Source organism: Micromonospora sp. NPDC052213, assembly GCF_040679695.1.
GTDB lineage: Bacteria > Actinomycetota > Actinomycetes > Mycobacteriales > Micromonosporaceae > Micromonospora.
This window is the reverse complement of the sequence record NZ_JBFAVI010000173.1, coordinates 1-15,067: the sequence shown is the minus strand read 5'-3', so window position 1 is coordinate 15,067 and position 15,067 is coordinate 1. Positions and strand designations below refer to the sequence as shown.

The window sequence follows — 15,067 nt, the reverse complement described above, 5'->3', positions numbered from 1 at the left end:
GGGTGCGCGGTGGCTTCCGCGCACCGGTGCGGGCGCCTGGCGGACGCGCCGGCCGGGGCCGAACGCCACGGCCGGCGACGGATGGGGTCAGCGCGAACGGGACTCGATGGCCTCGATGATCCGTGGGCGCAGTTCCGCGGCGCGGATGACGGCGTCGACGGAGCCGACCTCCACGGCGCGCTGGATGTTGTGCACGCGGTCGAACTCCGTGGCCACCTCGCTGAGCTTCTCCGCGCGGACCGACGCGCGGAGCTCGTCGAGCTCCGCGGTCAACGCGGCGCGGTCGGCGCCGGAGGCGGCCGCGACGCGGGCCTCCAGGTCCCGCACGCGCGGGTCGGCCGCGGTGCGGGCGTTGACGTCACCGGAGAACACCACCGCGGCGGCCGGGGCGCCGCCGAGCACCGAGGCGAACGAGCCCTCCAGCGCGAGGACGGTCATGTTCGGGTTCAGCGCCTTCGAGAACACCACGAACGCGCCGCCGTGGTACCGGGAGATCACGCAGAACACGATGGGCCCGCGGAAGTTCACGATGGCGCGGCCGATCTCGGCGCCGTACTCCAGTTGCAGCTTCCGCATCGACTCCGGCGAGCCGTCGAAGCCCGACAGGTTCGCCAGCACCACCAGCGGCCGGTTGCCGCTGGCCGCGTTGATCGCCCGCGCGGCCTTCTTGGACGACCGCGGGAACAGGGTGCCCGCGGTGTAGGTGTCCGGGCCGTCGGTGGGCGGGAAGCCGCGCCGCGGCACCGCCCGTGACTCGATGCCGAGCAGGCACACCGGCATGCCGCCGAGATGCACGTCCTGCACCGCCACGGTCTCCGCGTCGGCCATGCCCGCCCAGCGTTCCAGCACCGGGTGGTCCTGGTCGGAGAGCGCCCGCATCACGGTCCGGATGTCGAACGGCTTCTTGCGGTCCGGGTTGGCCTCGGCCGAGAAGATCTCGCCGACGGTGGTGAAGTCGCTACCCGCCAGGGCGTGCGGGAAGTCGGAGATGTCACGGTCGACGGGGTCCGTCGTCTTCGCCCGCCGCGGCCCCGTCTCGCCGGGCGCGACGTACGTGTGGTCGTAGTACGACATCAGCACGTCCCGCGCGGCGGTCAGGTTCGGCGCCCAGTACTGCGCCTGACCGTTCGGCCCCATCACCCGGTCGTAGCCGCCGATGCCGAAGTTGTCCTCGGCCGACACGCCGCCGGAGAAGTCGAGCGACTGCTTGCCGGTGAGCACCATCGCCGAGTCCGGCGTCATCACCAGGATGCCCCTGGTGTGCATGAGCATCGTCGCCTCGGCGTTCCAGTACGGCTGTGCGCCGACGGTGATGCCCGCGACCACGATGTTGATCTCGCCGCCATCCTGGGTGAACTCGACGATCCGCTTGAGCGCCGCGGCCACCCAGTCCATGTTCTCCGTGCCGGACTCCATCGAGATCCGGGCGCCGGCGGACAGCGCGTACCACTCCAGCGGCACCCGCATCCGCTCGGCCAGGTCCAGCGCGGCGATCACCCGGCGGCACTCCGGCTCCGACAGCGCGCCGAGCGACTTCGTCGGGTCGCCGAGCAGCACGACCCGGGTGACGCCCTGCGGGTGCCGCCGGGTACGCGTCCTGACCACGCCCGCGACGATCGCCGCGGTGTTGCGGCCCTTCGGCCGGTCGACCGGCACCAGCGCGTGGTCGTCGTCGAGGTCGTGCTCGACGAAGTCGCCGAGCAGGCCGGTCAGCTCGTACGGGTACACCGTGTTGCGGCTGCTCGCGCGCAGCACCTTCTGCCGGTAGCCGTCGAGCGGCTCGACCGGCTCGTCCGACGGCTGGCCGACGGTCAGCGTGGTGCCGCCGGTGGCGTCGAAGGAGACCCGCACGGCGATCTTGGTCAGCTCGCCGGTCGTCCGGTGGCGCTGCCGCGCGATGAACAGGATCTCCTCCAGCCCGGCGCCCGCCGTCGTCGGCAGCACGCGCCCGGCGATCATCTCCAGCTCCGCGCGGGTGAGGTCGCTCGGCGGCCAGACGTAGACCACGATCCGGTTGGTGTTGAAGCGATTCTTCGACGGTCGCCGCGACTGCGCACGGCGGATCGAGTCGAGGCAGGTGGCGACGACGTCCTCGGCCGTCGGCAGCGCGACCAGCCTGCCGTCGTGCTCCCGCAGTGCGGTCAGGTCACGCACCTGCGCGAACGCGACCAGGCGGTCGTCCGACGGGTTCTCCTGCGCCACGCACCGGAAGAGGTAGACCTCCTCGTCCGACGACGGCAGCCGGGTGAGGTCGAACTTGCGCAGCCGCTCCAGCTGCATCCGCTGCGCGATGTACGGGTGCAGGCCCCGGATCAGCCGCTCCTCGGTCATTCCGCTGGTCGACGGCCGGAACGTGAAGTGGTGGTGCATCACCGCGCCACTGCGGCCCGCGACGGTGGTGGTGACCCGGCGGACCCGGCTCGGCAGCGGGTGCGCGCTGACGACCTCGTGCAGCGCCGCCGCCATCGCGTCCGAGTCCTCCGGCTGCCTCTCCCAGGCGAGATAGATGTCGGCGTCGACGGCGTCCTCGCCACCCGCCAGCTCCGCGAGCCCGCGCAGCGCGCTGCCCAGCGCTTCGAATCTCACCGCGGCGGAGACCACGCACGAGCCCGCGCGCTCGGCGACCACGAAGGTGCAGCCCGCGACCTCGCGGGTGCGGACGCTGGTCAGATCCTTGTTCCCGTAGTACCGGCGGGTCAGCACCTCCAGCATGACCGCGTGGTCCAGGGAGTCGCGGACGAGCCGCTGGCCGAGCAGCCGCACCAGCGGTTCGGTGCTGCGCACCATCTCGCCGACGCGTTCGGCGCGGTCCGGCGCGTCCGGGTGCGCGTCCAGGTGGCGCAGGTGCTTGCGGACGTTCGCGTAGACGCGGGCGCGGTTGCGGCGCAGCAACGGCTGGCCGAACCAGGCGAAGACCACGCCGCGCGCGAGGTCGGCGACCACGGGGAAGCGGACCTGCGTCGCGGCCACCAGCCGCTCCAGCGCGAGGCCGGCCGGCTCACGCAGCACCTCGTCCGGCGGCGGCTCCCGCAGCCACGAGCGCAGCAACGCCGCGACGACCGTCGCGTCGGCGGACGCGCGTTGCTGGGCGAGGAAGATGCGGAACACCGCGGCTTCGAGCTCGGGGGAGCGCTCCAGACCGGTGACGCCGTAGTGCCCGAGCGCCCGGGCGAGCTTGGCCTGGAACGCCTCCGGCAGCCCGGCCCGCTCGACGTCGAGGCTCTGGAGGTAGGTGTGGAAGTACTCGCGGGCGCTGTGCACGTGCCCTTCGCCGCCGACGTCCTCGCCCGCCGGCCGGTTGCGGCTCAGCTCGGCGAGGTCGGCGAACACGTCGACGAGGTCGAGCTCCTCGGCCAGCGGCCGGTGGCCGTCCTCGGTGGCCGCCCGGCGCGCGGCGAGGTAGTCGTCGAGCGTCCGGCGATCGTCGTGCGGGTCGATGTCGAAGCCCAGCAGCAGGCTGCGCAGGTCCTCCTGGCCGCGCGTGATGCGCTCCCGAGCCGGCACCTCCCCGGGCACGGCGGGCAGGTCCAGCTCGACGGACCCGGCGGCCGAGGTGTCGTCGGCGTCGTCGGCGTCGTCGGCGAGCGGCTCCAGCCGCAGCAGCGGGGCGCCGGTCTCCACCTGGCTGCCCACGGACACGGCGCATTCCCTCAGCCGCGCCCGGAACGGCGCCCGCAGCACCGTCTCCATCTTCATGCTCTCCAGCACCAGCACCGGCGCGCCCGCCTCGACCTCGGCGCCGACCTCGAGCGGCGTGGCGACGACCAGTGCCGGCGCCGGGGAGCGCACCACGCCGCCCTCGTCGCGGCTGACCCGGTGCGTCACCCCGTCCACCTCGACCAGGTGGATCGGCCCGTGCGTGCCGGTGAGCAGGCGGTACCGGGTGCCGTTGACGACGACCTGCCCGGTGTGCCGGTCGAAGCGGTCGAGCTCGACGTCGGCGGTACGGACCTCGTCACCCGCTTCGATGCCGACGCGGAACCGGTGCGCGCCGACCCGCGCGACCCGCACGCGGTAGCCGACGCCCCGCAGCTTGAGGTCCAGCGGTCGGCCGCTCTTGTGCTGGACCTGCGGGCGCCCACCGAACGCCGTCGACAGCAGCCGCTGCCGCTCCGCGCGTTCCTCCTCCTCGTACGCCTCGATGGCGGCGGCCGCCAGCGCGACGGCGGAGTGCCGGTGCGAGACGAGCCTGCCCTCGCCGCGGACGCGGTCGATCCAGCCGGTGTCCGCGCTGGCGTCGATCACCTCGGGCTGGTCGAGCAGGTCGAGCACGAAGCTCTTGTTGGTCGCGCCGCCCTCGATGATCACCGTGGTCTGCGCCATCGCCCGGCGCAGCCTGCCGAGCGCCTCGTCGCGGTCGCGGCCGTACGCGATGATCTTGGCGATCATCGAGTCGAAGTCGGCGGGGATGGTGTCGCCCTCGCTGACGCCGGTGTCCACCCGGATGCCGGGCCCGGCGGGCAGGTCCAGCCGCGCGATCCGGCCCGGGGAGGGCGCGAAATCGCGGTCGGGGTCCTCGGCGTTCAGTCGGGCCTCGACGGCGTGCCCGCGCTCCACCGGCGGCTCGCCTTCGAGCCGTCCGCCCGAGGCCACGTGCAGCTGCGCCTTGACCAGGTCGAACCCGGTGGTCGCCTCGGTGATCGGGTGCTCGACCTGCAGGCGGGTGTTGACCTCGAGGAACGCGAACAGCCGGTCACCCGGGTGGTAGAGGAACTCGACGGTCGCCGCGCCGCGGTAGCCGACCGCGACGGCCAGCCGTTCGGCCGACGCCTTGAGCTCGGCCGCCTGCGCGGGGCTGAGCACCGGCGACGCGGACTCCTCGATGACCTTCTGGTTGCGCCGCTGCACCGAGCAGTCACGGACACCCAGCGCCCACGCCGTGCCCTCCCCGTCCGCGATCACCTGCACCTCGACGTGCCGGGCGCCGGTGACCAGGCGCTCCAGGAACACGACGCCGCTGCCGAACGCCCGCGCGGCCTCCTGGCTGGTGCGCTCGTAGGCGTCGGCGAGCTCGGCCTCGTTCGTGATCACGCGGATGCCGCGCCCGCCGCCGCCCGCGGTCGCTTTCAGCATCAGCGGGTAGCCGATCTCGGCCGCCGCCGCCAGGGCCGCGTCCAGGGTCTCGACCGCGCCGCGGCTCCACGGCGCGACCGGCACGCCGACCTCCTCGGCGATCAGCTTCGCGCCGATCTTGTCGCCGAGCTTGCGCATGGCCTCCGCGCTCGGGCCGACGAAGGTGACGCCGACCTTCTCGCACAGCTCCGCGAACGCCGGGTCCTCCGCGACGAAGCCCCAGCCGACCCAGGCGGCGTCGGCCCCGGTCTCCACCAGCGCGCGCTCCAGCGCCTTCAGGTCGAGGTACGGGCGCGCGGACGCGGGACCGAGGTCGTAGGACAGGTCCGCCTCGCGGACGAAGGTGGCCGTGCGGTCCACGTCGGTGTGCAGGGCGACGGTCTCGATCCGGGCACCGGTCTCCGCGGCCAGGTCCCGTACGGCGTGGATGAGCCGCATGGCGGCCTCTCCACGGTTGACGATGGCGACACGACTGAACACCCGACCGAGCCTTCCTGTAGACCAACGATGTACGCCCCGTGACACGGCAGCCCCCGGCAGTGTTCACCCTTCCGCCGGCACTTGAGAACCCCTGTTTCGCTCGACATCCGACGGCCGGCAGTGCCATGTTGCGGACAGCGCGCTACGCGCCCCCAACACCGTAGGGCAGGGGCTCGAACTCCGGCGGGGCGGCACAGCCCGCTGTGACATGACGAAGGGTGTTCACCACGTTCCCGCCGCGCTCATGGCGATTCTGGCGGGACTTCGTCCGGGAGGCAATTCGTGCGAACGCCGCCGTTTCCGTGGACGTGTTTCCGTGGCGACTCTCCGTGCTGGATCTCCCCACTGTTGCTGGCTGCCGGATCTCGTTCCATGAACGAGTGCGGAGACCAGCCACGACCGGTCGGCCGGGAAGAACAGGTCGGGCAGCGATCCGAGGCCGTGGCGCATGTGACCGGTTCGCCAGCCGAGAGCCTGCTCGGGCCCGGCCTCGACCAGCACGTAGGGCCAGTTCCAGTAGAGCGACACCCTGGGCGCGAGGGGAAAGACGACGTCGTGGGCGCCGGTGTCGAGGTACGCCAGCCGCTGCGGTCATGGTCGGACCAGGTGTTCGCCCGGAGCCTGCAACGCGGCGCTCCGGCCGGACCGCTCAGCCCCGGTCCGGATGTCCCGTCGGCGGTCCCCCGGCCCCCGCCGAGCGCGGCAGGTGGGTGCAGTGCGCGACGGTGGCGTCGTCAGGGACCCGAGCGTCGGGACCTCCGCAGGTGCGGGCCTCGGCCTGCCGGACGCGGCGGATGATCTCGGCCGGCCCGTACGCGCCGAGCAGGCCCAGTACGCCGGGCCAGTCGGTCAGGCCGTACGGGCTGACGATGCGGCTGGCGCCGTTGCTGAGCAGCGCGACGCCGCCCAGGTCATGAAGCGGTCGGCTGCCGGTCACCGCCTCCTCCGCCGCGTGCGGATCGTCCTTGGCGATCCAGTAGCCGCCCGGCTGGTTCCGGCGAGCGCGCAGTGCCTCGACGCAGGAGTCCCGGATGCGGTCGTACTCCGGGGTTCCTCCGGGAACGCCGTCCAGGGGCGCCGAGCAGGTGCGCCTGGCGGTGACCTCGCGCTCGTCGGTGATGACCTGCGGGCCGCCGCGGACCTGGTCGAGGACGAGGAAGGAGTCCGCGAGCAGGAGATGGTCCAGGCGGCCCCGGTGGGCGCGGACGATCGCCACGGTCGCCTGCGGGCTGCTGGGGTTCGTGATGTCGCAGGTGCCGCGATGATCGGCGGCTGTCTCGCCGATCGCGGTGGCGAGGATCGCCGCAAGGTCTCGCCCGTCGTCACGCGACAGCAGACCGAGCAGCGCGCCGCCGAGACGGTGCGTGTACCAGGCGACACCGTGGGAACAGATCGACTCGGTTCCCGGGATGCCGGCGCCGTCCAGCAGCACAGCGGCGCCGGGAACGGCGCCGACGAAGTCCTCGTTCGGCTGGCCGGCCCTGCCGGCGCCGGTCGCCATGCTGACGCGCACTCACGGCCTCCCGCGTCAGCCAGTCGTCACCGCGAGCAGGTCGAGGACCTGGGCGGGTCGGTGGGCCACCGCCGGGACGTCCGAAGCCGGGGAGGTGTCGCACCAGCGGGCGTGCACCGCCAGTGCTCCCGCCGCCTCCGCGCACGCGAGGTCCACCGCCGCGTCGCCGACGTACGCGGTCTCGGCGACGTCGACGCCCAGGCGGCGGCAGGCCAGCCACAGCCCGTCCGGCGCGGGCTTCGGCGCGGGGACCTCGTCACCACAGACCACGACCGGGAACAGCCGGTCGAGCCCCGTGTGGGCCAGCACGAGGGCCGTGCTCCGTCGTGGGGCGGCGGTGAAGATGCCGAGCCGGCAGCCGGCCCGGTGGAGTTCGTCGGCCAGGTCGAGCACGCCGGGGAACGGTCGTACGTCCGCGACCACCGCCTCGAAATGGCGGTGGAAGCACTCGATGTCGGGGGCGGTGACGGGCCGTTGCAGGAAATGGGCCAGCACCACCGGCGTGGCTCCGATGTGCCAGGTGGCGACGACCGTGGCCGGCGAGACGTCCGGCCCGCCGAGGGCGCGGATCGTGTCGGCGTACACGGTCGGAGCGATCGTCATCGTGTCGACCAGGGTGCCGTCGAGGTCGAACACGACGGCGGCGGGGCCGACGCGGGGCGGCCGGTTCACGTGCGGTTCCGGCGGGCGGTGTTCACCGGCCGCCTCTCAGCCGTCCGCGGACCCGGGCCGCCACCTCGACCCTGTCCTGCCCGACCTCGCGGTCACCACCACCGACGCGCACGCGCACCACCACGCCCGCACCGTACGCGGCCGGCCGCCTCCCGTCGAGAACCGGTCCCTGCCTCGTGGCGAACGGCACCAGGGCCGCGACCAGAGCAACGGGTACGGCGCCGGCGCGGTGACCCACCGGCAGCGGCAGCCGCGGCGCGTCTCGGCACCGCCCCGGGCCTCGGCGCGGGAGGCAACTGAGCTGGTGGAACGCTCCCTCCGGGCCGGGGGAGGCTGGTGCGGCGTGGCGCGTGAGGTGCCGCTCTCACCCGAGGGTGAGGGCGTAGAAGGCGCTGGAGTCCAGCCCGTCGAGCAGCAGCAGGTGATTGAGCTCGTCGTCGAAGAATCCGCCGAGCGGGGCGGCGGAGCAACCCAGGGCCGTCGCGGCGAGCAGCAGGTTCTGGGCGAGGTGGCCGGTCTCGATGGCGCAGAACCGGTACCCGCGCAGCCCGTACCGGGCCCTGGCCCGGCCCAGCTCCGCGACCACGAACAGCCAGAGCGGCACCGCCTCGACGTCGAGCCCGTCGGAGGCGAGAGCGGCGTCGGGCTCGCCGACGGTCCGGGCGGAGCCGGCGGGCGTGAACTGCGGCGCGATCCGGGCCAGCCGGTCGGCGCCCGGGTCCGGCGTCAGCCGCCGGAGGGCGTGCCGCCGCGGCAGGTACTCGTAGAGTGCGGCCGGCACCGACGTCACCCGGCGGGGCAGCACCATCAGCCGGGTGGTCACCAGGGCGCCCGGACTCGGGTACGCCAGGCGTCGCTGCTCACCGCCCGGCGGCGCGGTGTCGCCGGCCGCGTAGCGCAGCAGCCGGCCCAGGTCCGCCACGTCCAGCTGTTCCCGGCCGACGTCGTAGCGGGTGCGCCGGTCCAGCAGCGCCCGGGCGAGCGTGGTGTCGCCGAGCGCGCCCGGCGTCGGCTCGGGCAGCGCCAACAGCCCGGTGCCGGGCGGGTCGGCCGGTCCGGGGCGGGCCGGGGCCGCCTCGACCGTACGGGGACGCTGGCTCGGCCACAGCGGACGGACGAACTTCGACCGCTCGTGGTACTCCCGGTCCGGGGCGTCGAGCCCGTCGGCGTGGAAGTCCGGTGGCCCGGCCGGTGTGGCGTACGCCGACGACGCCAGCCAGGCCAGGTGGCACTCGGCCGGGATGCTCAGGCCGAGGCGGTTGTGCAGCATGTGCAGCTGCGACGCGAGGATGCCGGGGACCGTTCCGTGCAGCCGGCCCTGCCCCTCGAGCGTCCGCAACCGCTCGACGTAGGCGGCGACCTCGTCCGCCCAGTAGTTCACCGTGGTGCCGGCGCCCTTGCGCCGCGTGACGATGTCGGCGATGAGCCGCCGCCGGGCCGGGTAGGCGGACGCGTCGGCGTGGAAGTCGCGGTGCGCCGCGATCAGGGCCAGGCCGAGGTCCTGGCCGTCGGCCTCCGGCACCAGCGTCCACGCGTTGGCGTAGCCGCGCAGGAACCGGACCGCCTCGTGCGCGGCGAGGCCGCTGGCGGTGAGGAACCCGAACAACAGGTCCACGGTGGTCGACCGGCGGCGGGCAGGTGGCGCGGCGAGCAGAGCCGCGGCGACCCGACTGGACGCGGCGAAGAGCTCTTCGGCCGCCCCGATCGCCTCCGGGCCGCCGTACCGGTCGACCTCCGCCCGGTACGGCTGTTCGCGTACCGTGCCGTGCGGCTGCCAGCCGAGGTCGGGCCCGCCGCCGTCCCCGTGGCCCCGCGGGGCCGGGCCGGTGGAGCCGGCGTCGCGTACGCCGAACCGGGCGTACCAGTCGGCCGGGCGCAGCTCCCGTGCCGGTGGTGCCAGCGCGGCCACCGCTTCGACCAGTCCGTCGCGCATCCGCCGTACCGTCTCCGGCGTGGCGTCGGCGACCCGCCAGCGCAGGTGCGGGCCACCCTCCCAGTACCGGACGAAGAACCAGGAGGAGATCTCGCCCCGGGCGAGCAGGCCCGACGTGATCGGCACGATGTGCTCCCGCAGCACCGTCTCGGTCTGTTCGGAGCCGCCGTGCAGGTGGACGTGCAGCGCGGACCAGCGACCCATGCTCGGCACTCCTTCAGGGGAACGGGTGGGGCAGGATCCGGTGGTGAGGGGCGGCGAGCCGGGCCTGCCGCAGGCGGGGCAGGTCCACCCGCCGGTTGAGGTGCCCGAAGGTCATCGGCAGCGCCCCGGGCGCGAGAACCTTCACGGCGGCCAGGCCGAGGCGCCGTTCGGCCGCCCCGGTCTGGTCCACCACCAGCGGTGGCACCCCGGCGGCGGCCATCGCGTCGACCACCCGGCGCAGCACCTCGGTCAGGTCGGGGTGCAGCCACCGGTCGCGCCAGCCGGCGAAGTGCTCGTCGAACGGGCGGGCCGGGCCGGCGGCAGCCTCCCGCAGCGCGAAGTCGAACCGGGGCATGGCCTGCGGAAGCTGGTGCAGGGCGGCGTGGTCCGCCAGCTCCCGTACCAGCTCCGGTTCGTCGAGCATGGCGAGCAGCCGGTCCCGGGGCGGGCGGGCCGTCCTCGGTGCGACCGCCACGTTGACGCCGACCTCCAGGACCGCCGCCGCGGCGGCCCGGCGGGGATCGGGATGCGCCCCGGCCGCGGAGAACGTCGCGCCCCGGTCGGCCCGGTGCGGCTCGTCGGTGACCGCGAGCGCCCAGACAGCCGGTATCCCGATGTCGCTGGTGATGTCGAGCAGATGCAACGTGTAGCCCTCGGCCGCGATCCGGTCGGCGAGGTGCCGGGTCAACGGATCGGCGTCGGGCGGTAGCGCCAGGACCGGCGGCGTCCGCCCGGCGTACCAGGTGAGCAGGAAGGCGTCCCGCTCGATCGTCTCCAGGCAGGCGTAGAGGAGCGCCTCCTCCAGGCAGCCGCCGACGGCGCCGCCGCTGGAGCACTCGTAGAGGAACCGGGCGGCCCCGGGCCGGTCCACCCCGTAGTAGGCGACGTGCTCGGGCACGAGGACCGGCCGGTCACCGGTCAGGTCGTACGCCCACACCCAGGACGTGACCGTGTCCGGCGTGTACGGGGTCAGCGGGTACCCGGGGTGGCCGACCGCGTCCGGCTCCGGCAGGCCCAGCCGGACCGGGTCCACGGCGTCGGCGGCGAGTTCCCGGTAGCTGCCCAGGGTGCTCGTCCGGCGTGCCCCCGGGCAGCGGCCGGCCTCCCGCTCGACCGCCTCCAGCAACGCCAGCACCTGCGCGGTCGGGTGGTCGGCCGCCCGACCGAACCCGCCGAGCCGGCCGGTGCGGCCGGGTACCGGCAACTCGGCCGCCGCGAGCGCCAGCGGACCCTGCCGGTCGGTATGGACGCGCGTCACCGGCCCGTACCGGAAATCGACCAGCTCGGCGCGGAGCGCGGCCAGGTCCGGCAGGTCGGGGCGGGCCCGGAAACGGTCCGGTACGGCCTGACGGCGCGGCTGCAGGGCGATCACGGCGGCACCTGCCGAGTCGGGTGGCAACGCCCCGCACGCCGGACAGTCCGGCACCGCTCGGAGCAAATGCCGGGTGACCGAGCCGTCACCGACGGCCAGCACGCTGACCGTGCGGGGGTCGGCGTCGTCGGCGAGCTGCCCGGCGACCAGTTCCCCGATGAGCCCCCGCCAGTACGGCGGCAGCGGCAGCGGCCGGCCGTCGGCGAGCAGCGTGTCCGCGCTGCCGGCGCCGAGGACGGCCTGATGCCGGGTGTCCGCGCACCGCGGGCACGCGCCCGTACCGGGGCTGCTCAACGGGCCGATCTCGATCGCCGTCCCGCGCGCCCGCACCGCCAGGTACGCCCTGCCGGTCGCGTGCGCGGTCCGCTGTTCGGCCAGGTGTCGGGCCACCGGCCAGTCCGGGGCGGCGCCGACCAGCACCGGCTGGCCCGGTCGTCGCCGTCCGGCCGCCGCGGCCGCCGCGACCGCCCTGACCAGGGCGTCGTCGTCCCCGGCCACCCGCACCAGGCCCCCGTCCGTGTCGCCCGGGCCGGACGGCCCGGTGTCGCCGGGCGGATGGGTGCCGGTCGCCCCGGCCTGCGGTCCGACGCGCACCGCCGGTGGCCGGCGCCGTTGCCCGGCCGGGTCGGTCGGCACGCCGAGGCGCTGGACGGCCGCACCGCGCAGCAGCAGCGCCGTGCCGTCGGCCAGCCCGCTCACCGCGCGTACGACCTCGTGTGTCACCAGGAACGGCAGCAGCGGACGGGCCGGCGCCGATGGTGCCGGAGCCTCGTCCACCCCCTCGCCGGGCCAGCGGGCGGCGGCGGTGTCGCCGGCACGACCCAGCGGCCCGATCAGCGCGCCGTCCGGGCGGATCGTCACCGGCAGCACGTCGGGCCGGACGACGTCGGGTCGCCGCGGTGACGCCGACATCGGCGGGCGAGCGGGCGGGCCCGTACGTTCGGCGGGGCTCACCGTGCCGACCCGCACCACCAGGTCCGCGGCCGCGCCGTCCCCGGTGCACACGCCGGAGGCGGTCAGCGCGGCGCGTACGGCCGGCACCAGCGCGCCGTCGCCGGTGACCGCGACGGTGGTCCGCGACACCGCGTCCAGCGCGTCGGCCGGATCCCGGGCGAGCCCGGCCAGGTAGGCCGCCAACGGATGACCGGCCAGTGGCACCCGGACGTCGACCAGAACGTCGTGGTCGGCGAGAAGATCGAGCAGCCAGCGCACCGCCCCGGCGGTCCGGCCGGACAACCCGACGGTGGCGGCCTCCGGGTCGAGGCCCCGGCGGACCAGCGGCTCCAGCCGTCGCCACAGCTCGCCGACGACCGGCGGGCAGGTCACCACCGAACTGGACCGCCAGCCGCTGACGAACAGCCCACCCTCGACCGGCCGGACCAGGCTGCCCGGCCGCAGGGTCACCTCGCCCACGTCGCCTCCCTGCGGCGTCACTCGGTGCGGGCCGCGAGGGCGCTCTGCCACGGCACACCGTGGATCTCCTGGGTCGCCTCGGCGAGCAGGTGAGCGCCGAGATACCGCTCCAGCGGCGCGACGTCACAGAGCGCCAGCAGTTGGTAGAGCATGTTCGTGCAGAACCGGTAGACCTGGAACTCCCGGCTCGCGGCGATTCGTTGGAAGCCCGACGCCTCCAGCGCCCGGTGGTAGGCGCTCGCCCCACGGCGGCTGAGGTCCCAGCGGACAGCGGTGGCCTCGTCGAACGAGGTCGACCGGCGACGGAACTCGGCGGAGAGCATCCCGCTGAGCGCACCCGCGTCGTACGCCCGCTCGGCGATCCGCCACGATGCCGCGCTCCAGGCCCGCCACGCCGCCGCCACCGGCTCGGCCGTGTCCGGCGTGGACGCCTGCCGGACCAGGTCGTGGTACCGCCCGCCCGCCCGCTCGGCGAAGGCCGCGAAGCGCGGGCGCAGCACGGGACCCCGCTCGCCGAAGAGGAAGTCCTCCAGGTGGGACAGGAAGGTGTGGTAGCCGGACAGCAGCCGGCCCGGCCAGGTGTCCGCGTGCGCGGCCATCGCGGTGACCACGACGCCCACCCGGGCGGCGGGGGCGTCCCCGACGAGGGCGAGCTGGTCCAGCGACACCCGCACCGGGGCCAGCCCCGCGGCGAGGACGTCGGCACGGCACTCGACCGCGCCCGGCGTACCGAGCAGGGCGGCGAGACCGCTCTGGTCGCCCTCGGTCACCAGCACCGTGTTGTCCGGGTGGATCGGGTCGTACGGTGGCGGCACGAGCTCGGCCCGGCCGGCCGCCTCGGACCGGCGCCGCAACAGGTCCTCGTCGAGGCCGGCCCGGGACGGCGCCGTCGCCAGGTAGGCGCGCAACCGCTCGGCGGCCCCGGCGGCCTCAGCGGCCCGCAGCGCCGCCGGGCCGCGCAGCCGCAGGCGTACGTGTGGGCCGTGCAGCCAGTGCCGTTCCAGGTGGACGGCCAGCCCGGCGTCGCGCAGCCGCGCGGCGCCGGGCAGGACGGCGTCGCGCAGCAGCGGTGACTTGACCTCGTCGTGGTAGTGGCACACGACGTCGGTTGTCGGCGTCAGCTCGGTCACGGCGGTGTTCGGCTCGGTCATCGTTCGGCTCGGTTCGGCTCGGTGCGGGTGCGGGGTCCTGGTGGGGGCGGAGCGGAGGCGCTCGCCCGGGGGCGTCGACGTGGCGGCGATCCGCGCGGTGCCCGGTCAGTCACCGGAGGCCGCCGGCAGGTAGGTCTCGAGGACCAGCTCCGTGACCCGGTGCGGGCGCTCGTGGCCGGCGGGGCGGGGACGCGCCTCCTCGATCACCAGGGGACCGGTGATCCGGGCGAGCCATCGGGGCACACAGCGCAGGTGCAGCGGGCTGGCCAGGTCGACGAACTGTGGCTTGGGCCGGGTGACCGCCTCCCGGAGCCCGGCCACCGTGGGGGGCGTCGGCGACGGGGTGGACGGGAACCCGGTCGCCGGGGACGGCCCGGTGCCGGGCCGGCCGGGCGGCGCGTGCCCGGCGGATCGGCCGCCCTGGCGGAGGAAGACCTGGTCGGGCAGGTCCCAGGCGGCTCGCAGTCCGGCGGCGCCGACGACGGGTGCACCGGTCGTCGGTGTGCCGAGTCCGCGAAGGCGCTCCTCGGCGCCACCGTCGAACCGCCAGCTGCGGCGGGCGACGACGAACCGGCCGCAGCGGAGCCTGCTGCGGACCACCGCCTGCCCGCCCGGGCCGGACACCGTCCGCGTCGCGGCCAGGTGGCTGAGCCCGACCTCACCGCTACCCAGGTCGCCGAGCAGGGCGGCGACCCGGGCGGGCAGCGCCGGTGGAGCGAGGAAGCCGAGGTACAGCACGTCGAGCAGGTCACCGGTGGCCGGGTCGAGCAGCCGGACCTGATCGCTGGCCAGGTCGTGCACCAGCTCGATCGCGGTGAGGTCGAGGCCGCCCAGCCGTGGGTCGTCGCCGACGTCCTCGCCGAGCAGCAGCGGGTGCAGGTTGGCGTTGAAGCCGTGTACCGGTCGGAACTGGGCGACCCGGCCGGGCAGCACGCGGCGCAGCTGGGCGGCGACCGCCTCCCGCATCCCGGTGTCCCCGAAGAGGCCGAGGAAGCGGCTGGTGAACCGCCCCCAACCGCCGTAGACGTGGTTGAGGTGGACCGATCCGTCGGCGTCGGGCTGGCAGAAGAAGGCGTACGACGCCGGCCGGGTCCGCAACCAGCGGGGCAGCGCCGCGACCGCCTCGGCGACCAGTTCGGCACCGATGACGGTCTCCGCACCGTCGTCCCCGCCGTCGGCCCGTACCGCCCGGGTCACCTCCTGCCGCAGCGTGGCCAACGCGGCCAGCTCGGGCACCTGGGCGATCGGGCCGCCGG

At 75.0% G+C, this 15,067-nt stretch carries 6 protein-coding genes and 1 pseudogene; all 7 read right to left on the bottom strand.

Annotation, left to right across the window (positions count from 1 at the left end; genetic code table 11):
• Positions 1–87: 87 nt before the first annotated feature.
• Complete coding sequence (locus AB0L34_RS28275; RefSeq protein ID WP_363708060.1) at positions 88–5,553, bottom strand: carboxyl transferase domain-containing protein; 5,466 nt, start codon at positions 5,551–5,553, stop codon at positions 88–90.
• Positions 5,554–6,202: 649 nt separating this feature from the next.
• Positions 6,203–7,066, bottom strand: coding sequence for a hypothetical protein (locus AB0L34_RS28270; RefSeq protein ID WP_363708057.1), 864 nt, complete (start codon positions 7,064–7,066; stop codon positions 6,203–6,205).
• 15 nt (positions 7,067–7,081) lie between these two features.
• Complete coding sequence (locus AB0L34_RS28265; protein ID WP_363708055.1) at positions 7,082–7,738, bottom strand: HAD-IA family hydrolase; 657 nt, start codon at positions 7,736–7,738, stop codon at positions 7,082–7,084.
• A gap of 364 nt (positions 7,739–8,102) precedes the next feature.
• A complete protein-coding gene (locus tag AB0L34_RS28260) occupies positions 8,103–9,875 on the bottom strand; it encodes a thiopeptide-type bacteriocin biosynthesis protein (protein WP_363708052.1) in 1,773 nt (590 codons plus the stop codon).
• Between the two features lie 13 nt (positions 9,876–9,888).
• Positions 9,889–12,660 (bottom strand): TOMM precursor leader peptide-binding protein, encoded by a 2,772-nt coding sequence (locus AB0L34_RS28255; RefSeq protein WP_363708050.1) that lies wholly within the window; start codon positions 12,658–12,660, stop codon positions 9,889–9,891.
• A gap of 17 nt (positions 12,661–12,677) precedes the next feature.
• On the bottom strand, positions 12,678–13,811 hold the full coding sequence (locus AB0L34_RS28250) for a hypothetical protein (RefSeq protein WP_363708048.1): 1,134 nt from the start codon (positions 13,809–13,811) through the stop codon (positions 12,678–12,680).
• 105 nt (positions 13,812–13,916) lie between these two features.
• Positions 13,917–15,067 (bottom strand): annotated as a pseudogene (locus AB0L34_RS28245) (hypothetical protein); the annotation flags it as partial.